Consider the following 21,793-nt stretch of genomic DNA (forward strand, 5'->3'; position numbering starts at 1 on the left):
AACCTTATAACCAATGTATTATGAAACAGATAGCGCTATTAATTTCATCTCTGACATTGTCTATTTTCCTTTCCTCTTGGGGATTTTATGCCCATAAAAAAATTAATGAAACCGCCGTGTTTCTGCTACCGACAGAAATGGCCGCTTTCTTTAAGAAAAACATAAAACTCATTACAGAAAAAGCTGTCGATGCAGATAAACGTTGCTACATCGACACTATAGAAGGCCCTAGACATTATATTGATGTAGATCGCTATGAGAACATAGACTCTATTCCCATACATTGGAGCAAAGCTGTAGAAAAGTTTACGGAACGTAAATTATTGGCTCAAGGAGTCGTGCCTTGGCAGATTTCGAAAACTTACAATAATCTTATCAGAGCTTTTAAAGAAAACAATGAAATGAAAATCATTCAATACAGTGCTGACTTAGGCCATTATATAGCTGACGCTCACGTCCCTTTACACACAAGTAGCAATTATAATGGTCAGTACAGCAATCAAATCGGAATACATGCTTTCTGGGAAACAAGACTGCCTGAAATGTTTTCAAATGATTATAACTACTTTATCAAAAGGGCTGAATATATAGAAGATCCACTTTCCTTATCCTGGAAAATAGTCCGAGAAAGCAATGCTCTTGTGGACTCTGTTCTCCAAATTGAAAAAACACTCTCCCAATTGTTCAAAGAATCTGAAAGAAAGGCTTATATTGAAAGAAACAACCAACTGATATACACCTACTCTGACGCCTATGCAACGCAATACCACAATGCACTCAACGGAATGGTAGAAAGACGGTTAAGAGCATCAATACTACAGGTGGCTTCTTTCTGGTATTCAGCATGGATAGATGCCGGACAACCGAAGCTGTCCAATCTAAAGATAAAAGAAACGGACTACCCCTCTCCAATAGAAACTAAAGACAAAAAAACACTAGGCCGTGAAGAATGGCACTGATACAATAATCTAATTCATGAAGCTTGTACCTGAAGTTAGTATCATAAGCGCTCCTTTATTAACAATGGGCTTCTGTCCATATTTGCTCCCTTTAAAAAGGTAAAAATAAACGCCATTAGTCACTGTAGCAGGAACCACCCAATCATTCCTATAGTTATTAGAACTAAACACAATCCGCCCAGAACGATCCAGCACACTGACCTCTACCTGATCAAAATTAGATAGTCCCATAATTTGAAAGGTATCATTTTTAGAATCTCCATTAGGAGTAATTGTATTCGGAATAAACAGTCCTTTAATAGTAAGTGTTACTGTAGCGATATTAGACCAATTGCCATTTCCATCCATGATCTGATACGTCAATTTATCAACTCCAATATATTGATCATTTGCCTGATAAGTCCATTTTCCGTCAGCATCTTTATACAGCTGTCCATTGGCCGGATAGTCCACAATACGAAGACTTTCTTTATTCAAATAACTATGTTCAACAAAATCGTTATTAAGAACCTCTAATATCTGAATAGAATTAAATACAACATCAAAAAAATCATCTTTTGCGACAGGAGTTGTTTTAAGCACCTGTAGATATACTGTATTCACTGCACTAGCTGTCCCTCCTTCGTTAGAGACACGATAGACAAACTCATCCGTACCTACAAAAGATTCGTCAAGAACACTATAAAAAGCGGTTGTTCCCGTCACAACGGCAGTTCCATGTACTGGAGGTTCAATAATCTCAATACTACCAATCTTTTCAGAAGTGGCATCAAGTTCGTCTTTGGTAAACAAATCAAACGTAACATCTTTTCCCTGATAGAGTGTAACATGTTTCTCTTTAGCAGACGGCAACGGACTTCCTTCTTTAATAGGTGTCTTGTTCCCAACACTGATTTTTTCTACTGTTTCAGCCTGCAACTGTGCTGTATAGGTCCAGGTGTCCATCGCACGTTCATTGCCGTAGCTATATGCACCATACCCCCCATTAGATGGCCCTGGTATCAGCTTAGTTGCGGCATATGTCCCCCAGCGATGCCCATCCATTCGACTAGGACTACCGACCTTATTCATACGAGGTATAGACCTCTCACTAGGTTGGCCCCCGGTAATATCAGAATCATCCCAATACATAATCGCATCACTATGTATACTCCCGTCTGTATTGACACGATCGACTACAATACCATTGGGATTGATTTCCATATCAAAATATGGAAAGTGAATTTCACCTTTAACTAAGGAAACAGAAATTCCTATTGGATAATCCGTTCCCTCGGGAAGAAAATTACCATCGCCATCCAGACCATCCCAAAAAAAGCGATTCTCACCTTCCTCGGCTTCAACACTTATCTCTCGTTGGGTAAAGAGATGTTTTTCTGACTTTGACCTTATAATCACTTTATAACGTCCTTTATAATTTGTCTCGAAACTCATAAAAACCCCCTTACTTTCTATCGAATTTTTAGACTTATCCTCCCATACTATCCGGATATTTTGAACATCAATAATCTGCTGGGGATTAACAAGCCAACTCTTACCTCCAGGAAATGCTCCTTTACTTTCTACTGGCATCTTACTATCGGGGAAACTATAGAACATCTTATGCGTAACATGAAGGTTTTCATCTTCATCATTGGGATTATGAAACTTGGCGCTGTTCTGTTGGTCAGCACTTTTATAAGAAGGTTTTCCGTTTTCATTCAAAATACCTGAGCTATTAACGAAATAAGCGAAATCAATACCGTGACTTCCATTTCCGTCGACACGATAGATATATCCATCATTTGTCAACACATAGTTCCGTCCATAAAAAGCTCCATCTTTGTAAGCCAAACTCTCTCTCGATATGTGTAATTGCAATACCGATACAAAGACCCTTCCTGTCAACCAGGCGGTATTACTGTTGTTTCGAACAGACACATCCCAAGCAGAGATCAGACTCCCTTCGATATTTTGTGTCCATTCTCCATCAGCCTTAATATTAGGAGGAGTAATGATCGCGGCGTTGGCTTCAATATCGTCTGGTGCGCCAAACTCGACACGCCAAATGCCAGATTGTCCAGAAGCTACAGAAATTTCAAAAGGAATATACCCCACTCGAGGGCCTGCTAGTTCAGCTTTACGGCTAGACCCTTCAAATTCTAAAATACGACCCACGTCATTTGCTGCTGTTTCGTATTTAAGGCCGTCTGGAGAGATGAGCTTAATACGTCCCATACCAATATTCTGAGCGCTAGAAGCGACTGCAATAGTCTCTCCCTCCACAGCGTAAACGTAGTGCGCGGCTTGATTGGCGAAAACATTCCTTCCAGTAGGCAACGAGACTAAAAAAGCCCTATTACCTTCAACTTTAGCGGGGTACAAATCTTTAGATCCTTCCCCTAGAACGCTATTCATCCAAAAAAACAAGCCCGTCAGCAGGAGCATGTTCCATTTCATATTCATAGCATAGATAGATGTGTCCAAGTGGACTGTATCAAATATAATATATTTGCAATAAAACCACAACAATAGAATTTAAAGTTTTTAGATGGTCTATCCTTAGTTTATTTATCTTAACTTTGCGTCCTGTAAAATTCAAGATAATGTCACATCAAGTTCCCGAAAACGGCACAAAGCTTCCATTAATGGAAGAATTTTATACGATTCAAGGAGAAGGATTCCACACTGGTAAAGCTGCTTATTTCATCCGCCTTGGAGGCTGTGATGTAGGTTGCCATTGGTGTGATGTGAAGGAAAGCTGGGACGCTGAGCTACACCCACTTACTGACGCTGAGACGATTGTCGAAAATGCAAAAAAGCACCCTGCAAAGACCGTTGTCATTACTGGTGGAGAGCCTTTGATATATAACCTTGATTACCTTACAACACGGCTTAAAGAAGAGGGCATTAAAACTTTTATAGAAACCTCTGGAGCCTATCCTCTAAGTGGCGTTTGGGATTGGATCTGTTTGTCTCCTAAAAAATTCAAAGGTCCAAAAATCGATGTTTTAGAAGCTGCAGGTGAATTAAAAGTTATTGTTTTCAATAAAAGCGACTTTAAATGGGCCGAAGAGCATGCTAGTAAGGTGGGGGCGAACTGCAAATTGTACCTTCAACCAGAATGGTCTAAAGCGAATGAGATCACTCCTTTGATCATTGAATATGTCAAAGACAACCCACATTGGGATATCTCCCTACAGACTCATAAATTCTTGAATATTCCTTAATTCGTTATTTCGAAGAAAGTTCTCTACTTTTAATATCCGATAAAGACAAAAGCTATATCGGATACCATAGCAATAACAGTAATGAATTCATTCTTCAAAATATCTTGTTTTTTTGTATTGACATGTTGGTCTTTATTTACCTTTGGCCAGACTTCCTCCATAAATAAAAAGGCACAGTCAGCTTATGAAAATGCAGCAAAGCAACTTGCTCTGCAAAACAAATCCCAAGCTAAAGAAGAACTCAAAAAAGCCATACTCCTTGATCCGGCATTTGCCACAGCCTATCAACAACTCGCTGACATTTACCGCTCAGAAAAAAGATATAAGGAAGCAATCCCACTCTACAAGAAAGTTCTGCAAATAGCCCCCGACCTAACTAAGCTGACCTTGTTTGGCTTAGGCGAATCTCAACTGGCAGAAGGTCAATACCAAGAGGCCTTGATTAATCTGACTAACTACAATACAGAGAACCTGCCTCTAAAAAGCAGGGAAAAGGTAAAAAAATATATACAGAACTGTGAATTTGCAATCCGCTACAACAGTAAAGAGGATACACAGGTTACTAAACTCCCCCCTAGTATCAACACGCCTGATGACGAATATTTCCCTAAGCTAACTGCAGATGGGAAAAGAATAATCTTCACACGCAAGAGCAATAACCAGGAAAACTTTTTTGAAAGTAACTTTAGTCAGGAAGGCTGGTCTACTGCCGAAAAAATTTCTGGTTCTATAAACTCCGACTTTTTCAATGAAGGGGCACACACAATATCTCCTGATGGCAAATATCTATTTTTCACAGGATGCAACCGCCCTAACGGCATGGGAAGCTGTGACATCTATGTTTCCAAGTTTGAAAGAGGAACTTGGAGCGCACCGCATAATCTAGGAGCACCTATAAACACAAAGGGATGGGAAGCGCAGCCTGCGATATCTTCAGACGGACGTACCTTATATTTTGTAAGCAATAGGCCTGGAGGGATGGGCGGAAGCGACATATGGAAGAGCGAATTATCAGCCGATGGAAAATGGCAGACACCACAAAATCTTGGCGACAAAGTAAACACGGCATTTGACGAAAGGGCGCCTTACATACATGCTGACAATAAAACACTCTACTTCTCATCTGAAGGATGGCCTGGTTTTGGACAGTTTGACCTATTCAGAACTCAACTTGATAGCACAGGCCAATGGAGCACACCTACCAATCTAGGAAGACCAATAAATAACAACTACGACCAGACAGGAATACATGTAACTATGAATGGTACACTCGGCTATATGGCATCGGCAGACTCAACTGGACAGTTAGATATCTATAGTCTGAATATGCCTAAACCAATGCAACCTATCCCTGTAGCCTACATACAGGGAACTATATACGACGCAGAAAACAAAAAGCCACTATCGGCTATTATTTCAGTAACAAACACACAAAACGGAGATATTGTATATCTCAACGATTCTGACTATGAAGATGGTCAATTTATAGCCACCCTACCTGTAGGTGCAAACTATGCTGTACATGTCCAAAAAGAAGGATATATGTTTGATTCTAAGCAATACGACATCTCGAATACAGAATTAAAAAATGAGGTATTTGAAGGCAGTGTATTTTTACAACCTATTCGGAGCGGGAGCACCACGCAATTGAACAATATCTATTTTGACACCGATAGCGCTATTCCACTAAAGAAATCGGAAGCGGAACTTCAGCTCCTTTTAAAGTTTCTTCAACTAAATCCATCGATAACTATTGAAATAGCAGGACATACAGATAACACGGGTAACAAAGCGCACAATCAAAGGCTATCCGAGAATAGAGCAAGTTCGATAGCAAACTTTCTCCGTTCAAAAGGAATCCCCGCAAACCGAGTAATAAGTACGGGATACGGGGATACTAAACCAATTGGTGATAATACGACTGTGGACGGAAAGCAACGTAACCGTCGTACTGAAGTCATACTACGTTAGAGCTTGATAACGTCTCCTGTACGAACAGATTCATCGCATGCTAATGCTATTTGCAAACTATTGACAGCGTCTGCCATCGGCTTTGTTAAATCTAAATCGTTAGCTATTGCATCCCGAAAAAAGATCTGCTCACGGTCGCATAGCTCTTGGTGATTGGGCTCATCAGTCAGATTAATCCATTCATCAGCTTTAACAAGCTTATTCTCCTGATCTAAATCAGCATAATGTACCCGTATCGATTCTGTCTTGGTATGGGACTCAACAGAATCCGAATTGCCATCCTTTGATGCATCATTTGCAACTATAGAAACGGCACCTTTAGGTCCAATGACATCTTTTACAAAAAAGGCTGTCTGACTCATCATAGGCCCCCAACCTGCCTCATACCAACCTACACTACCATCATCAAATCTAATCTGGAGCTGTCCATAGTTATAATTATCCTTTGGTATATCATTCGTAAGTCTAGCACCTATTGCAGAGACAGCAATAGGCTTTGCTTCGGTCATCTGACACATCACATCAATATAATGTACGCCACAATCAACTATAGGACTTAAGCTCTGCATAAGGTTACGATGCACATTCCACATATAACCTTGACTTTGCTGATTTAGATTCATCCTAAAAACAAGTGGACTTCCCATCTTCCTCCCTTCCTCTATAAAACGAATCCAGGAAGGATGATGCCTCAAAATATAACCGACTACGAGTTTTTTATTTGCTCTAATTGCAGCATCTACAACACGTTTAGCCCCGAGTACAGTATCTGCCAAAGGCTTTTCAATAAAAACATGTGCGGCATGGTCGAACGCAAGGATTGCATAGTCCTCGTGGGTATCAGGATAGGTAGAAATACATACCGCATCAGGTCTGGTTGCACTGAGTGCTGCTTGATAGTCATCAAAACAAGCATAATCGCCTCCTAGTTCCAGATTCAGTCGTTCCTTACTTTCTCCTCTTGATACCAAACCTACTATTTCAAAATCAGGATTGCTATGATAAGCCTTTGCATGGGAAGCTCCCATATTACCACATCCGACTACCAATACTTTTATAGGCTCTACCATATTTAAACAAAAGTTTTAAATCCTGGTTGAGCAATTGGAGTTACATCTGGTGACATAGACCAATTATACCCTTCAGAATGAGGCCCTAACTCTTCTGTAGAAGCCATAATCTGCTCATAAGAAAGTCTCTTTCCTGTATATGCGGCTAATTTACCCCAAATAGCCAGGAGTGTAGAATTGACCATAAAATCTCCATCATTTACCAGTTTCCCTCCTGAGATTGCGGCCATCAACTCATCGTGTTGCGTTTGATACATGTTATTAATCTTTCCTCCATACTCAAAAGCCTTATCTCCATGTATGTTGTAATTTTTCATAATATTAACATCAACAAACCCTTTTGTACCATTCACCTCCACAGAGTTTCGTGATTCTGTACCATTCTGTTGTCTAGAAAAATGCATTCCCTTTATACCATCACCATAATCATACTCTACCGCAAAGTGATCAAATGTATTTCCCATGACCTCCCATGACCTACTCTGTCTTCCACCAGTAGCACTTACTGCTTTGGGTAATTTATTGCCCATAATCCAGTTCATATAGTCGACGCTATGTATTGACTGTTCTACGATTAAGTCGGAAGCGTATCGTTGAAAATAATACCAATTACGCAACTGGTACTCAAAATCTGTCCACGTATTCTTTCGCTCCTTCAGTGTCAATTCTCCTCCATAACGGAATGTAGTTACTGATTTGACTTCACCAATATCTCCATTTTGAACGCGTTGCATTATCTCTCTATTTGGAGTAGAGTACCTAAAACAAAATCCTGAAACTAGGTTTAGCTTCTTCTCCTTGGATATACGCACACTTTCCATAACCCTCTTAAGCCCTGGAATATCTACGGCAACAGGCTTTTCACAAAAAATGTGTTTACCGGCCTCGACAGCATATGCCAAATGATCAGGTCTAAAGTTTGGTGGACTACACAGCAGCACTACATCTACCCCAGAATCGATTAAGGCACGGTACCCATCGAAACCTACAAATTGTCGTTCTTTCGGAACATCTGTACGTTGGGAATCTTTTTTATTTAAAATAAGAAGCGTTTGGTCTATCTGATCCTGAAAAGCATCTGCTAATGCTGTAACCACAACATTGGAGTCTGCGGCTAAAGCCTGAACAACCGCACCGGTACCTCTTCCTCCACACCCTACAAGCCCAACCTTAATTGTCTTAGATATGCCTAACTGATCAGCTAGTGAAATAAACGGGATGCTTCCCAATGCTATGCCGCTACTTTTTATAAAATGACGTCTAGAGAAATTCATAGTTTTTAGTTGAATACAAAAAATAAAGTTATAATAATATACACGTATTACCAATGTAAATACATAATAGTAAAGAATTCGTTACCACTTTTATCAAAATTAATATATAAATTCACAAAAAAAATAAAATCACCGTCATCACTAACCGTTGCATTAGCGATTCTAGAAGACATTTTTTTAGCACACACATTCGAACAAAAGCATAGTCTCTTCTAGGAAACAGAGAGTACTATAATATCAAAAACAATTACAAAAGAAATGGATAACCAAACAGTCCTTGCCGAACCTTTAATTACTGACACTGCCGTTATTGTAGGAATTTTAATGGCCATACTCGGCCTTGTGTTCTATACTTCCTCCTTATCAAACAAATACATTAAGGGATTCTACAATATTATCCCGCCTTTACTACTCTGTTATTTTCTTCCTGGTGTACTCAATTCGCTCCACGTATTTGATGGAGCCAACTCTCCGCTGACAGCAGTAGGAAGCCGCTACCTATTGCCTGCCTGTCTTATTTTATTTGTTATCAGCCTAGATTTAAAGCAAATGTGGGCACTTAGAAAGCGTGCTGGCCTAATGTTCATCACAGGGACAGTAGGTATACTGCTTGGTGGTCCACTAGCAGTTTGGATTGTGTCATTAGTTGCGCCACAAGTAGTAGGTGGTGCAGGTCCGGATGAGGTATGGCGAGGACTAGGCGCTCTTGCTGGATCTTGGATTGGCGGAAGCGCCAATCAAGTAGCGTTAAAAGAAATCCTCCAACCCTCTCCAAAACTATTCTCTTCTATTATCGCAGTAGATGCAGTTGTGGCCTACCTATGGATGGCCTTCCTATTGTACGGTGCGAGTAAAGTGAAGCAATTCGACAAGTTCTTCAAAGCCGACTCCAAAGATGTAGATGAACTGATGAAGAAAATGGAAGAAAAAACACAAGCCAATGCCCGGACACCACAGACAAAAGATTTCATTATCATGCTGGCTTTAGCTTTTGGAGGAACAGGACTAGCTACATTTTTAGCTAGCCCCGTAGCTGATTTTCTCGCTACAAATTACCCGCAGCTTGAACAGTTTTCATTGACAAGTGGTTTCTTTTGGATAATCCTATTCGCTACTCTCATAGGTATAGCGCTGTCTTTTACTCCCGCTAAAGAACTTGAAAATGCCGGAGCTTCCAAAATCGGATCTGTCCTATTGTACATGCTCATTGTTACTATAGGTATGCAAATGGACATCTCAGCGATAGCGGACAATATGGGATTATTTGTTGTAGGTATTATTTGGATGTCCTTTCACGCACTACTGCTTTTGATTATTGGCAAAATTTTCAAAGTGCCGTTCTTCTATTTTGCGGTAGGAAGTATGGCTAATGTAGGTGGGGTCGCTTCCGCTTCAGTAACCTCTGCCGCATTTCATCCATCATTGATTTCGGTTGGTGTAATATTAGCTGTTTTCGGTTATGCAATAGGCACATATGCAGGTTGGCTAACAGCGATTCTAATGCAAATGGTTTCACCAATTTAATTCTTTGTATCTTAAGCTTAAATTGAGAACAGATTAATAAATTACTATGGAGAATAACATTTTTTACGAAGGACAGGTCTTATGGTCTCAGATAGATGCCAATCGCCATCTTAGACACTCTGCATATGCAGATTTTTGCGCACAGGCCCGAAGCAATATGTTAAATACTTTGGGACTTTCTCTAGATCAATTTGCTAAACAAAAAATCGGACCGATTCTCTTTAGGGAGGAGCTTATTTACAAAAGAGAGATTCAACTCGATGAATATATTAAAGTGGAAATATTACTGACAAAGTTGAATTTAAAAAATGCACGTTTTTCTTTTCAGCATATTATCTACAAGGAAAATAGAGAAAAAGCGGCCGAGGTCAACGTGGATGGAGCCTGGCTCAACTTAATTGAAAGAAAGCTCACGGACATCCCAGTTGCATGGTATGAGGTCTTAAAAAAGATCCCGAAAGCAGAAAGCTACATTGAAATAAATGTTTAGGTCAATACAACTACTCGTTTCATTATTTATTGTTCTTGCGCTTTCCCTTCCTAAACAAGGGAAAGCGCAATTAATGAAAGCGAAAGAGCTATTTAATAAAGCTGATTCATTACGAGGTCAGTTGACACCTCTTCGCACATGCTATGATATACAGTACTACCACCTCGATGTACGTGTTGATATTGAGAATAAATTTATCTCTGGATCCAACCTTTTCAAATTTCAGGCAACTACATCATTCAGCAGGCTACAGTTCGACCTATTTGATAATCTTAACGTAGACAGAATCGAATACCAAGGTCAATCACTCCCCTTTCATAGAGCATATAACGCTGTATTTATAGATTTCCCAAAACCCATCGAGGAAGGAAAAGTAGACTCCTTTACGGTGCAATATTCCGGCCACCCAATTCAAGCTACCCGAGCACCATGGGACGGTGGCTTCGATTGGAAAAAAGATGCAAATGGACGTCCATTTGTCGCTACCGCTTGCCAAGGTCTTGGCGCAAGTGTATGGTGGCCAAACAAAGATCATCAATCTGACGAGGTAGACAGCATGTTAATTTCTATTTCTGTACCGAAGGGGCTCATGAATGTCTCTAACGGTAGACTAATTGGCACAGAAGACCTTAACGATGGATACCAAAAGTTTCACTGGAAAGTCGAAAATCCTATAAACAATTATAATGTTGCTTTAAATATTGGCGACTATGTTCATTTCAAAGAAAACTATCAAGGCGAAGAAGGCAACCTAAACATAGATTATTACATCTTGCGGGAGAATAATCAAAAAAAGAAAAAAGACCACCTCAAGAAAAATGTACACGAAACCCTACAAGCGTTTGAGCATTGGTTTGGCCCATACCCATTTTACAAAGATGGATACAAGATAGTTGAGACCGCTCATTTAGGGATGGAGCACCAAAGTGCCATCGCATACGGCAATCGGTATCAAAATGGCTACCTAGGTCACGATTCATCAAATACAGGATGGGGCAACAAATGGGATTTTATTGTCATTCATGAATCGGGGCACGAATGGTTTGGAAATAGCATTACCGCCAAAGACATTGCAGATATGTGGATACACGAGAGCTTCACCAATTATTCCGAAGCTCTATTTATCGACTACTTCTATGGCAAAAAAGCTAGTCAAGACTATGTCCATGGCAACCGTAGGGGTATCCTTAACGACAGCCCCCTTCAAGGGCCTTACGATGTTAATCAAGAAGGTTCCGGAGACATGTATCTTAAGGGGGGCGTCTTACACAATATGCTGAGAACCATCCTAGAAGATGATGAGAAATGGCGTTCCATATTAAGAGGGTTAAATAAACGGTTCTATCATTCAGGGGTAGACTATCAAAATATTGTAGAATTTATGAGCAATGAGTCCGGCTTCGATTTGGGTCCGTTCTTCGCACAATATGTCCAAAGCACAACAATACCCATCCTAGAAATTCAAACCACAGAAGACGGCACTCTACAGGGCCGATGGATCAGCGATATTTCAAACTTTCAAATGCCAGTGCATTTAGGAGTGAAAGGGCAAAAAAAGGTTCGGGTTGAGTTCAATAATAAGTTTTCAAAAATAGAGATCCCTGACTTACAAAAAGATAATTTAGAAATCGACACCTATAATTATTATATCGGCACATTGATACAATAAGTGAAGTGGTTATAGCGTTTTTAGAGCATAGATTCTGACCAAAAATTAACGTGATTTTATTTAACATTTTTGTAGAGTTGGGTTACTATAATAGATTTTTTTTCATTAGGTTTGCATTATATTAAAAACAGAATTAGGACTTACTAAATGGGGTTATTCAATTGGTTTACGCAAGAAGTTGCGATTGACTTGGGTACGGCAAATACCTTAATAATACACAATGATAAAGTAGTAGTGGACGAGCCTTCGATCGTAGCATTTGATCGGACGACCAACAAAGTTATTGCCATAGGCAGACAGGCTATGCAGATGGAAGGCAAAACCCATGACAACATAAAAACGGTCAGACCGCTTAGGGATGGTGTAATAGCAGATTTTACTGCCGCAGAGCATTTGATCCGAGGAATGGTCAAATTGGTCACTAACGGCAAATCATGGTTCTTCCCGTCTTTACGAATGGTCGTATGTATTCCTTCGGGTATTACCGAAGTCGAAAAACGTGCAGTACGTGATTCAGCGGAAATAGCCGGCGCAAAAGAAGTATACCTTATTCACGAACCAATGGCAGCTGCTGTAGGTATCGGAATTGATGTAGAAGAGCCAGTGGGTAATATGATTATCGATATCGGTGGTGGTACAACTGAAATTGCTGTTATCGCATTATCTGGAATTGTCTGTGACCAATCCATCCGTGTAGGTGGAGACAACTTTGACTCGGATATCGTACAATACATCCGTCGCCAGCACAATATTATGATTGGAGATCGTACAGCTGAGAAGATCAAAATCGAAGTTGGAGCTGCCCTACCTGAACTTACAGATCCTCCTGCTGACTTTGCTGTACAAGGACGTGATTTGATGACAGGTATACCTAAGCAAATCACCGTATCCTACACTGAGATTGCACATTGCTTAGACAAATCTATTTCAAAGATTGAAGAAGCTATCCTAAAAGCATTAGAAATCACGCCTCCAGAATTATCTGCTGATATCTACCAAACTGGGATATATCTAACAGGTGGAGGAGCCCTGCTAAGAGGTCTGGATAAAAGATTACAAGCAAAAACTAAGTTACCTATACATGTAGCTGAGGATCCTCTACGCGCTGTTGTAAGGGGAACAGGTATCGCACTTAAAAACATCGGACGTTTCAAGTTTTTGATGCAGTAAGGTAAATAAATATAAATTACAATTACTTCTGCGCGATATAGAAAAGTTGAACTTCTTCTATATCGCGTATTTTTTAGATAACTAAACAAATCTCTACGGAAAAACATGAAAAACCTATGGCTCTTTTTGGTAAGATATAACGCCTTTTTTTGGTTTGTGCTTTTTTTCGTGTTTTCTATTTTCCTTGTTGTTCAGAATAATAACTATCAACGGTCTGCATTCGTCAACTCCTCTAACGTCGTTGTGGGATCATTCTATGAAAACGTAAATTCGTGGAAAGAGTATTTGTCTCTGCGTATAATCAATGAACAGCTTGCAGAAGAGAATGCGCTCTTACGTAAACAACTACAGAACTACACAAGCACTGACTCCCTTAATGACACAATTGCTTATTTAGCGGATCATGTGGACAAGTCGCGTTATGATTTCGTTGTCGCTTCGGTTGTAAATAACAGTATAAATCAAAAAAGTAATTTTATCACGATTGACAAAGGGGCTGCTGATGGCATAGAACAGGATATGGGAGTTATTACTTCTAATGGTATCGTAGGCACAGTCTTGAATGTCTCCCAACATTTCAGTACAGTTAAATCACTGCTTCACCCTGACACCAAAATTTCAGTGAGTTTAGATAGCAGCAACACAGCATTCGGTTCTCTTGTATGGGGGAACAATACCGATTCGCGCTATGCCATGGTACGAGATATACCTAATCATGTTAAAGTTTATGTTGGTGCACCAGTTTTCACATCAGGATATTCAACAAAATTTCCAAAAGGAATAAAAATCGGACATGTTGTACAAACTGACTTAGCATCAGGAGAAAGCTTCAAGGATATTAGAGTGTTGTTAACAACAAACTTTATCAATCTCAACCACGTCTATATCATAAAAGATAAAATGGCTACGGAAAAACTAGAATTGGAACAACATAATAAAGATAATGGCTAGGGTATTCATTTTCAATATCATTCGCTTTGTAATATTGATTATATTACAAGTTGCCGTATTCAAAAATATCGGGTACTACAATATCGCAGCATTATTCCCTTATATTCTGATTATTTTATTGCTACCTACAGGTACCCCTAATTTTTTTCTGTTCTTACTGGCATTTCTTACGGGGCTTACTGTAGACGCTTTTTATGACAGTATGGGCGTACATGCCGCAGCCTGTGTGGCCTTAGCATGGTTTCGTATCTTCTTCCACAAAATCACTTTGGATATGGAAGAGCAGGCTTCTTTCCAAACCCCAAGTTGGGGTAATATGGGATTCAAGTGGTTTATCACCTACTTACTTTTAGGTACACTTGTTCATCATGTAGTTCTGTTTTTTGCAGAGATTTTTTCTTTTCAAAATATCCTATACACACTTGCAAGTATATTTTTCAGCAGTTTATTCACTGTAGCAGTCATTCTAATCATCAGTTTGATTACCTACAATCGTAAATCTAGATTAGCCAATTAGAATGATATGAACAATAATTTTTTCGAGCGCAAATACATTATCCAAGGTATATTCTTAGCGATTGCTTTAATTATTGTCGCCCGTCTGTTCTATCTTCAAATTATTGATGAGTCCTATTTACTCTCTGCGAACAACAATGTTCTAAGAAAAACTATTGTATACCCCGCTAGAGGTATTATTTTAGATCGTAATGGAAAAGTACTTGTCCAAAACGAACCAGTTTACGATCTTTTAGTTATCCCTCGGGAGGTAAAAGACATAGACACACTTCTGCTATGTCGTTTATTAGATTTAGACAAGAAAGGCTTTATCTCTCGTATGAATAAAGCACGTGCTTTTTCACCTTTTCGGGCATCAACCTTTGAAGGGATGATGAATGCTGAAACATTTGCGGTACTCCAAGAACATTTGGATAAATTCAGAGGCTTCCAGGCACAGCCCCGCACTGTTCGCCAATATCCCGACAGTGCTGCAGCACAATTCTTAGGCTATATCCAAGAGGTAAATGAAAAAGACATCGAACGATCCAACAATTTCTATAAACGAGGAGACTATATTGGGGCCTCAGGTGTTGAGCGTTCCTACGAAGAGCTTCTACGAGGACAACGTGGTGTCCGAAATCAAATGGTTGACAAGCTCGGCAGAGCTCAGGGCTCCTTTAGAGATGGAAAATTCGACACCTTAGCAGTCTCTGGAGATGGTCTCATATCCTCACTAGATAAAGATCTTCAGCTACTAGCGGAAAAACTTATGAAAAATAAGCTAGGATCCGTTGTAGCGATAGAACCTTCGACTGGTGAAATATTAACCTATGTAAGCAGCCCTAGTTATAATCCTAACATGATGGTAGGAAGACAACGAGGCAACAACTACATGAAGTTACTATATGACCCATACAAACCTATGTTTAATAGACCGATTCAAGCCTCCTATCCCCCTGGTTCGGTTTTTAAAGTTGTAGCAGCCCTCACCGCATTACAGGCAGGCGTTATTACGCCCCAAACTATATTTAATTGTCCAGGAGGATATCGTTATGGAAATGGTCGGATTATGCGATGTACACACGTGGATGGGCCTACCGATCTTATCAAATCCATACAGCGCTCCTGTAACACCTATTATGGTTATGTGTATGCACGTATGATTGATTCCAGAGGCATGTCAGGCCCCAAAGCTTATGAGCTTTGGCGCGAAGGGCTCAATAAATTTGGCTTAGGTCACCCTCTAGGCATTGATTTACCTGGAGAAAAAGGAGGAAACGTCTATCCCGCTAGTTACTATACGAAACGCTTTGGTAGTGAAAAATGGGGGTCCAGCTATAGTATTTCTCAGTCTATTGGACAAGGAGAACTTGGTATTACTCCTCTACAAATGGCAAATATCATGGCTATCGTCGCCAACCGCGGATTTTATTATCGCCCGCACCTTATTAAAGGAATTGGAGAGAAAAAAATTGTCAAAGAGGAGTTTACTGAAAAAATATGGGCAGGTGTAGATGCCCAACATTACGAATCAGTTATCGAAGGAATGAGCCGTGCTGTCAATGCAGGAGGAACTGGAGCTTCTGTACGAATCAATGGTATAGAAATGTGTGGTAAGACAGGAACGGTACAAAATCCACATGGCGAAAACCACGCAGTTTTCTTTGCTTTTGCACCTCGTGTCAACCCAAAGATAGCAATTGCTGTATTTGTCGAAAACGCTGGTTATGGTGGTACCTGGGCTGGGCCTATTGCTAGTATGCTTGTAGAAAAACATATCAGGGATACGATTACCCTACCTAAATATTTACAAGATCGTATTTTGAATGCCAACTTATTGCCAAAAGTAAAGGTCAAAACCAACGAGGTGAAGAAAGATACTCCTCCAGCAAAGAAGGATAGTATACAAACAACAAAACAGGTTGCTCAAAACAAACAAAAACCTACTTTATTAGTTCACCATAGCCAAGTAAGAGGAAGATATGAACAACGCTAAAAACAGTTTCTTAGGCCGAATAGATTGGATCACAGTGGTGATATGGCTCTTACTATGCCTGATTGGCTGGTTCAACATCTATGCCGCAGCATATAATGCTCAGCATCCGGAAATATTCAATTTAGCCACCAACTATGGAAAACAAGCTTTGTTCATATTTACAGCTATTATTATCGGCTTTAGTATACTCATCATCGATCAACGGTTTTTCATCTCTATAACACCTATCGTATACGCTATTATTATTTTACTTCTAATAGCTGTGTTATTTGTCGGAAAGAACGTAAATGGTAACCAATCTTGGATAGACCTAGGTTTTTTTCGGTTGCAGCCTTCTGAATTTGGTAAGCTTGGGACTTGTCTACTTCTCTCTTATTACCTCAGTACACAATCAAACAAAGCCCCCAATTTAAAGTCTCTAGCCGTAGCAGCAGGCATTGTGTTATTGCCTGTCATTTTAATTAAGTTGCAACCCGATACAGGTTCAGCTCTTGTGTTCTTCTCTCTAATTTTTGTCTTTTATCGAGAAGGATATGTCAATACCAAACTGTTGCTACTTGGCGGATTAGCTATTATACTATTTGTTGCCGCTTTAATACTGGAAAACGAATGGATACTAGTAGGGATTATAGTTGCTCTTTGTAGTTTGTTAGCATATTTCTACAGGTCAAAACGTAAAAACATTATCAATATTGCTTTACTCTGTTTAGCCTCTTCCATTTATGTATTAAGTGTTGATTTTGTTTGGGAGAATGTCCTGGAGCAACACCAGCGAAACAGAATAGATATTTTGTTGGGGAAAGTTTATGACCCTTTAGATCAAGGTTACAACCTAAACCAATCTCAGATCGCCATCGGGTCAGGACAATTATTTGGTAAAGGCTACCTTCAGGGGACACAGACCAAATACAACTTTGTACCCGAACAGAGTACCGACTTTATATTCTGCACCATTGGAGAAGAATGGGGGTTTGTCGGATCGGTAATTATAGTCGCGCTATATGCATTTCTTTTGCTCCGAATAATTCATCTCGCAGAAAGACAACGCACAGCTTTTGGCCGTATATACGCTTACTGTGTAGCATCTATACTATTTTTCCATTTTTTCATTAACCTCAGCATGACGATAGGCTTGGTACCTATCATTGGTATCCCTCTTCCATTTCTAAGCTATGGAGGATCTTCTTTATGGAGTTTTACGATACTGCTCTTTATCTTATTGAAGTTTGATTCTACCCGGAAAGGATTATCTCCAAACTAACTATATTCTGCTTAATACATATTGTATTGCCGATTCAATGATTTCCGCTGGATTTGCAGCAAAATCCTCACTCAGACGGGAAGCTAATATAGCGTTAATGGATAGTGCCCGATGGCCAAACATATTGGATAAGGCATAAATACCTGCAGTCTCCATTTCCAGATTAGTGATACGGAAGCCTCCCTCCGTGATAAAAGAGTTTGCTTTCTGTATTAAGTCAGGATACATATTATGTGTTCGCACAGACCTACCCTGCGGACCATAAAATCCAGGCGCTGTCATCGTAATACCTTTAGGAAGTCCTGTAGCAAACTTTTTTAGCAATGTAGGATTAGCGCTCCCGATATAGGGAGAAAAAGAAAGATTAGAAAAATGCTTATTTACTCCTTCTGCCAATGTCTGTTCTTCTTCCGTATATGATTTAACGTAGAATTGCATCAAGGTATCAAAGCCCACGGCAAACGCACTCGCTAATAATGTACCTATAGGAATATTCCCCTGTATTGAACCAGAGGTTCCGATACGTATGATATCCACCGATTTCAAATCTTCCCTCAAAACCTTCGTAGAAAAATCGACATTGATTAGGGCATCGATTTCGTTCAAAACAATATCAATATTATCCGTCCCTATTCCCGTAGATATGACTGACAGGCGTTTTCCTCGTAATGTACCTGTATGCGTGATAAACTCGCGCTTTCCTTTTTTAACCTCAATTGTATCAAAATATTTCGAGACAAGAGGCACTCACTCCTGGTCCCCCACTAAGATTATGGTGTGGGCCAAATCTTCCGGTCTTAAATTCAAATGGTATATACTCCCATCTGCATTCAGAATCAATTCGGTATCAGCAATCATAGCGTGTACAAATATTTAATAGTTATTTTTTCAATCTTATCCAATTTCGATAACACCTGATTAACTTGCGTCTTTCTAATCTCTATAGTTATAACACAATTATTGTCAAATTGTTGATTTAATACGTTCAACCCTTCCTCCTTCAACACTCGCATAACGTCATTCATTTGCAAATAATCAAAACCAATATCGTAGATATCGTTTACCTTCTTCTCTTCAATCTGAGCAACAGCTAACGCTTCTTGTGTTGCAGTTTTATAAGCATTGATTAATCCCGGGACTCCCAAGAGCGTACCTCCGAAATACCGGACCACCACAACCAATACATTTGTTAGATCTTTAGATAGCAAGACATTTAAAATCGGTCTCCCCGCGGTACCCGATGGTTCACCATCATCATTGATACGGAAGACACTCCGATCTGTAGTCAAACGATATGCCCAACAATGGTGTCTCGCCTTTGGATGCAACGCCTTTAGTTCTACAATAATGTCTTTCAGCTCACTTTCATTTCTGAAAGGATACGCATACGCAATAAACTTACTCCCTTTATCTCTAAAAATACCTTCAGAACGTTCTCCCAGAGTTAAATAAGTATCTTCAAATAAACTCACAAATATTTAATTAGTAATATAGATATAACTGCCAATACTAAACCAATCTTATTGACAAGACTCAATTTTTCTTTAAACACCCACACTCCTATCAATGTCCCAACCACAATAACACCAACATTCATCGTTGTGAATACAATAGAAGGATTATCTGGAATAGCTCGATGGGCCTTCATATAGAAGAAAATATTCAAAAAATTGAACACCCCTAATATACTCCCCCATAGAACAGTTGTTTTACTGATCCCTTCTCCCTCCTTCCAGTTTTGAAACAACAATATACTAAAAGCCACCAACATTGCTCCCACAAAAACAAAGAACATCGAATCAATATAGGAAACTTCGTTATGTTGAGCCACCTGCTTAAATAAGACATCGATTATTCCCATACCTAGAAACACAACCGAGGGGTATAAAATACCACTCGACTTTTCCCCTTCTGCCCCCTTATTCCAACTTACTGAAAAAATAACAGCCAACAATCCAACCCCAATACCGACCAGCGTACCTAAAGAAGCCTTCTCATTAAACAATAAAAACGAGGCCAATAAAGGGATGAACAGAGACATCCTTTGCGCTATGTCAGTTTTTACAATACCACTATACTTAATGGCCAATGCAATAAAAATAAAAAGTGTAGGCAATAACACTGCAAGGGGGATATAGAGCTGATAAGGCAACTCCATCCAAGGAACACGCTTCAAATTCGGCTGTAACAGAAAATAAGTCAGTAAGACAGTAGCGGGATAATTCCACAAGACGATTTGCTGGACGTGCAAAGATCGACTTCGGGCTATCTTTAACAATACGGCTACAGTCACACTACAAACCACACTTAAAACAACGTACCACATAATATATAACGTTAAAAGAGGTACAATACTACTAAAAACCACGGAATAATATCCTTCTGATCACGCTATTATTTGAGACTATTGATAAAACAACCATAAATACCTCAAAAAAACATCAAAAATAACACAAAAAAAACATATTAAAATATTAAAAAAAATCAAACAAAATTGACACAAAAAAGCACATAAAAACATGCAAATAAAAAAAGCTAAAAAAAACACAAAAATAGCTTAAAACAAACAAAAATCAACTATTCATACATATCATATGTTAAAAAACATAATAATATAACCAATAAAATACAGCTAAAATAACACAAAAACAACGTTAAAAACAACGCATAAAACAGCGTATAAAATCAAATAAATAAAAAAACATTTGGATATTATTTTTCTATCACATACCTTTGAGCTATCAAAACAGAGACAATGAATACAATGACTACATACAACTATTTTTACTTCTTTTATTTTAGCGATAAGAGCCGGGGCTAGTATGTATAAAGTTCATTACATGAATAGAATATAAAAGGTCCCGGATTGAATCCGGGACCTTTTTCGTTAAATATTAAATATGAAAACAAAAATTGCAATTCAAGGTGTAAAGGCTTCATTTCATGAAGAAGCTGCATTCAAATACTTCGGACAGGACATCGAGACATTAGAATGTAGTTCATTCAAACAGACCTGCGAGATGCTCAAACAAGGTAAAGCGGACTATGTAGTGATGGCCATTGAAAATTCAATTGCGGGGAGCATCTTACCCAACTACAACTTGTTGCGGGACTACAGATTCCACATTGTGGGTGAAGTTCACCTTAATATCCAACAAAACCTTTTGGCACTTCCAGGCGTCAAACTAAGCGATGTGCAATATGTTGAATCCCACCCTATCGCTATCCGTCAGTGCGACGAATTTCTTTCAGATCATCCAGACTGGATTATAAAAGAAGGCTTAGATACAGCGGGTTGTGCTAAGAAAATAAAAGAAGAGCAACTCACCAATACCGCTGCTATCGCAGGAGAGTTCGCAGCTAAAATATATGGTCTTCAAATTCTTGAGAAAAGAATTGAAACAAACAAAAAGAACGCAACACGATTCCTTATTTTGAGCAATGAAGTTATTGAGCAAAAGGGAGCAAATAAAGCTTCGCTTTCTTTTCAAACAGGGAATGCGGTAGGTGCACTTGCGTCTGTTTTACAATGCTTTGCTGAACAAAATGTAAATCTAAGCAAAATACAATCTATGCCTGTAGTAGGGAGACGTAATGAGTACGACTTTTACGTTGATGTAGAGTGGAAAAAGCAAGCAGATTATGACACCGCTATCCGCAAAGTATTAAAACACACTGTCAATTTCAGCATTTTGGGCGAGTATATCAAAAACGAAAAAGTATAACACAAACAACATAATAAGTTAAAAAA

General features: G+C 39.2%; 18 protein-coding genes. 12 read left to right on the top strand and 6 right to left on the bottom strand.

All coding sequences use genetic code 11. The annotated features are described in order from the left end of the window. Positions 1-20 precede the first annotated feature (20 nt). On the top strand, positions 21-959 hold the full coding sequence (locus JKG64_RS05270) for a zinc dependent phospholipase C family protein (protein WP_210353283.1): 939 nt from the start codon (positions 21-23) through the stop codon (positions 957-959). A 9-nt stretch (positions 960-968) separates the two neighbouring features. On the opposite strand, the gene JKG64_RS05275 is transcribed toward JKG64_RS05270, so the two are convergent. Beyond that, on the bottom strand, positions 969-3,404 hold the full coding sequence (locus tag JKG64_RS05275; protein ID WP_210353284.1) for an Ig-like domain-containing protein: 2,436 nt from the start codon (positions 3,402-3,404) through the stop codon (positions 969-971). 140 nt (positions 3,405-3,544) lie between these two features. On the opposite strand from JKG64_RS05275, the gene JKG64_RS05280 reads away from it, so the two are divergent. Together JKG64_RS05280 and JKG64_RS05285 are read left to right on the top strand one after the other, a co-directional pair. Continuing rightward, entirely contained in the window at positions 3,545-4,168 is a 624-nt protein-coding gene (locus tag JKG64_RS05280) for a 7-carboxy-7-deazaguanine synthase QueE (RefSeq protein WP_210353285.1), read from the top strand. 81 nt (positions 4,169-4,249) lie between these two features. Continuing rightward, positions 4,250-6,139: an OmpA family protein gene (locus tag JKG64_RS05285; RefSeq protein ID WP_210353286.1), complete on the top strand. Its 1,890-nt coding sequence runs from the start codon at positions 4,250-4,252 to the stop codon at positions 6,137-6,139. On the opposite strand, the gene JKG64_RS05290 is transcribed toward JKG64_RS05285, so the two are convergent. Together JKG64_RS05290 and JKG64_RS05295 are read right to left on the bottom strand one after the other, a co-directional pair. Then, positions 6,136-7,209, bottom strand: a complete 1,074-nt coding sequence (locus tag JKG64_RS05290) for a Gfo/Idh/MocA family protein (protein ID WP_210353287.1) — start codon at positions 7,207-7,209, stop codon at positions 6,136-6,138. The genes JKG64_RS05285 and JKG64_RS05290 overlap by 4 nt on opposite strands. A 2-nt stretch (positions 7,210-7,211) precedes the next feature. Then, positions 7,212-8,483 (bottom strand): Gfo/Idh/MocA family protein, encoded by a 1,272-nt coding sequence (locus JKG64_RS05295; protein WP_210353288.1) that lies wholly within the window; start codon positions 8,481-8,483, stop codon positions 7,212-7,214. A 258-nt stretch (positions 8,484-8,741) separates the two neighbouring features. Here JKG64_RS05295 and JKG64_RS05300 point away from each other — a divergent pair, with 258 nt between their 5' ends. The 8 genes from JKG64_RS05300 (at position 8,742) to rodA (ending at position 18,042) form a co-directional block, all read left to right on the top strand. Further along, positions 8,742-10,007, top strand: a complete 1,266-nt coding sequence (locus JKG64_RS05300; protein WP_210353289.1) for a DUF819 family protein — start codon at positions 8,742-8,744, stop codon at positions 10,005-10,007. A gap of 46 nt (positions 10,008-10,053) precedes the next feature. After that, complete coding sequence (locus tag JKG64_RS05305) at positions 10,054-10,497, top strand: acyl-CoA thioesterase (RefSeq protein WP_210353290.1); 444 nt, start codon at positions 10,054-10,056, stop codon at positions 10,495-10,497. 73 nt (positions 10,498-10,570) lie between these two features. Next, positions 10,571-12,166 (top strand): M1 family metallopeptidase, encoded by a 1,596-nt coding sequence (locus JKG64_RS05310; RefSeq protein ID WP_246512481.1) that lies wholly within the window; start codon positions 10,571-10,573, stop codon positions 12,164-12,166. 147 nt (positions 12,167-12,313) lie between these two features. Further along, positions 12,314-13,336, top strand: a complete 1,023-nt coding sequence (locus JKG64_RS05315) for a rod shape-determining protein (protein WP_210353292.1) — start codon at positions 12,314-12,316, stop codon at positions 13,334-13,336. 105 nt (positions 13,337-13,441) lie between these two features. Further along, positions 13,442-14,287 (top strand): rod shape-determining protein MreC, encoded by an 846-nt coding sequence (gene mreC, locus JKG64_RS05320; RefSeq protein WP_210353293.1) that lies wholly within the window; start codon positions 13,442-13,444, stop codon positions 14,285-14,287. Further along, on the top strand, positions 14,280-14,804 hold the full coding sequence (locus tag JKG64_RS05325; RefSeq protein ID WP_210353294.1) for a rod shape-determining protein MreD: 525 nt from the start codon (positions 14,280-14,282) through the stop codon (positions 14,802-14,804). The genes mreC and JKG64_RS05325 overlap by 8 nt, the downstream gene beginning before the upstream one ends. A 6-nt stretch (positions 14,805-14,810) precedes the next feature. Further along, a complete protein-coding gene (mrdA, locus tag JKG64_RS05330) occupies positions 14,811-16,781 on the top strand; it encodes a penicillin-binding protein 2 (protein ID WP_210353295.1) in 1,971 nt (656 codons plus the stop codon). Continuing rightward, positions 16,768-18,042 (top strand): rod shape-determining protein RodA, encoded by a 1,275-nt coding sequence (gene rodA / locus JKG64_RS05335; protein WP_210353296.1) that lies wholly within the window; start codon positions 16,768-16,770, stop codon positions 18,040-18,042. Before mrdA ends, rodA begins: the two co-directional genes overlap by 14 nt. Here rodA and JKG64_RS05340 read toward each other — a convergent pair whose 3' ends face one another. The 3 genes from JKG64_RS05340 to JKG64_RS05350 form a co-directional block, all read right to left on the bottom strand. Then, positions 18,043-18,789 carry a nucleoside phosphorylase gene (locus tag JKG64_RS05340; RefSeq protein WP_317195832.1) on the bottom strand — a complete coding sequence of 249 codons (747 nt, stop codon included), beginning with the start codon at positions 18,787-18,789 and terminating at the stop codon, positions 18,043-18,045. A 107-nt stretch (positions 18,790-18,896) separates the two neighbouring features. Beyond that, complete coding sequence (locus JKG64_RS05345) at positions 18,897-19,514, bottom strand: IMPACT family protein (RefSeq protein ID WP_210353297.1); 618 nt, start codon at positions 19,512-19,514, stop codon at positions 18,897-18,899. Beyond that, positions 19,511-20,368: a DMT family transporter gene (locus JKG64_RS05350; RefSeq protein WP_210353298.1), complete on the bottom strand. Its 858-nt coding sequence runs from the start codon at positions 20,366-20,368 to the stop codon at positions 19,511-19,513. Before JKG64_RS05350 ends, JKG64_RS05345 begins: the two co-directional genes overlap by 4 nt. Before the next feature lie 574 nt (positions 20,369-20,942). Between JKG64_RS05350 and JKG64_RS05355 the strand changes: the two genes are divergently transcribed. Next, positions 20,943-21,767 (top strand): prephenate dehydratase, encoded by an 825-nt coding sequence (locus JKG64_RS05355; RefSeq protein WP_210353299.1) that lies wholly within the window; start codon positions 20,943-20,945, stop codon positions 21,765-21,767. The last annotated feature ends 26 nt before the right edge of the window (positions 21,768-21,793 follow it).

The sequence above is a fragment of the Sphingobacterium tabacisoli genome (assembly GCF_017908035.1).
Lineage (GTDB): Bacteria > Bacteroidota > Bacteroidia > Sphingobacteriales > Sphingobacteriaceae > Sphingobacterium > Sphingobacterium tabacisoli.

What these genes read in the sequence shown, in the direction of transcription:
- rodA (WP_210353296.1), top strand. Translation starts at nt 16,768, where the DNA reads ATGAACAACGCTAAAAACAGTTTCTTAGGCCGAATAGATTGGATCACA.
- JKG64_RS05290 (WP_210353287.1), bottom strand. Translation starts at nt 7,209, where the DNA reads ATGGTAGAGCCTATAAAAGTATTGGTAGTCGGATGTGGTAATATGGGA.
- JKG64_RS05295 (WP_210353288.1), bottom strand. Translation starts at nt 8,483, where the DNA reads ATGAATTTCTCTAGACGTCATTTTATAAAAAGTAGCGGCATAGCATTG.
- mrdA (WP_210353295.1), top strand. Translation starts at nt 14,811, where the DNA reads ATGAACAATAATTTTTTCGAGCGCAAATACATTATCCAAGGTATATTC.
- JKG64_RS05305 (WP_210353290.1), top strand. Translation starts at nt 10,054, where the DNA reads ATGGAGAATAACATTTTTTACGAAGGACAGGTCTTATGGTCTCAGATA.
- JKG64_RS05280 (WP_210353285.1), top strand. Translation starts at nt 3,545, where the DNA reads ATGTCACATCAAGTTCCCGAAAACGGCACAAAGCTTCCATTAATGGAA.
- JKG64_RS05300 (WP_210353289.1), top strand. Translation starts at nt 8,742, where the DNA reads ATGGATAACCAAACAGTCCTTGCCGAACCTTTAATTACTGACACTGCC.
- mreC (WP_210353293.1), top strand. Translation starts at nt 13,442, where the DNA reads ATGAAAAACCTATGGCTCTTTTTGGTAAGATATAACGCCTTTTTTTGG.
- JKG64_RS05275 (WP_210353284.1), bottom strand. Translation starts at nt 3,404, where the DNA reads ATGAATATGAAATGGAACATGCTCCTGCTGACGGGCTTGTTTTTTTGG.
- JKG64_RS05270 (WP_210353283.1), top strand. Translation starts at nt 21, where the DNA reads ATGAAACAGATAGCGCTATTAATTTCATCTCTGACATTGTCTATTTTC.
- JKG64_RS05350 (WP_210353298.1), bottom strand. Translation starts at nt 20,368, where the DNA reads ATGTGGTACGTTGTTTTAAGTGTGGTTTGTAGTGTGACTGTAGCCGTA.
- JKG64_RS05355 (WP_210353299.1), top strand. Translation starts at nt 20,943, where the DNA reads ATGAAAACAAAAATTGCAATTCAAGGTGTAAAGGCTTCATTTCATGAA.
- JKG64_RS05310 (WP_246512481.1), top strand. Translation starts at nt 10,571, where the DNA reads ATGAAAGCGAAAGAGCTATTTAATAAAGCTGATTCATTACGAGGTCAG.
- JKG64_RS05325 (WP_210353294.1), top strand. Translation starts at nt 14,280, where the DNA reads ATGGCTAGGGTATTCATTTTCAATATCATTCGCTTTGTAATATTGATT.
- JKG64_RS05315 (WP_210353292.1), top strand. Translation starts at nt 12,314, where the DNA reads ATGGGGTTATTCAATTGGTTTACGCAAGAAGTTGCGATTGACTTGGGT.
- JKG64_RS05285 (WP_210353286.1), top strand. Translation starts at nt 4,250, where the DNA reads ATGAATTCATTCTTCAAAATATCTTGTTTTTTTGTATTGACATGTTGG.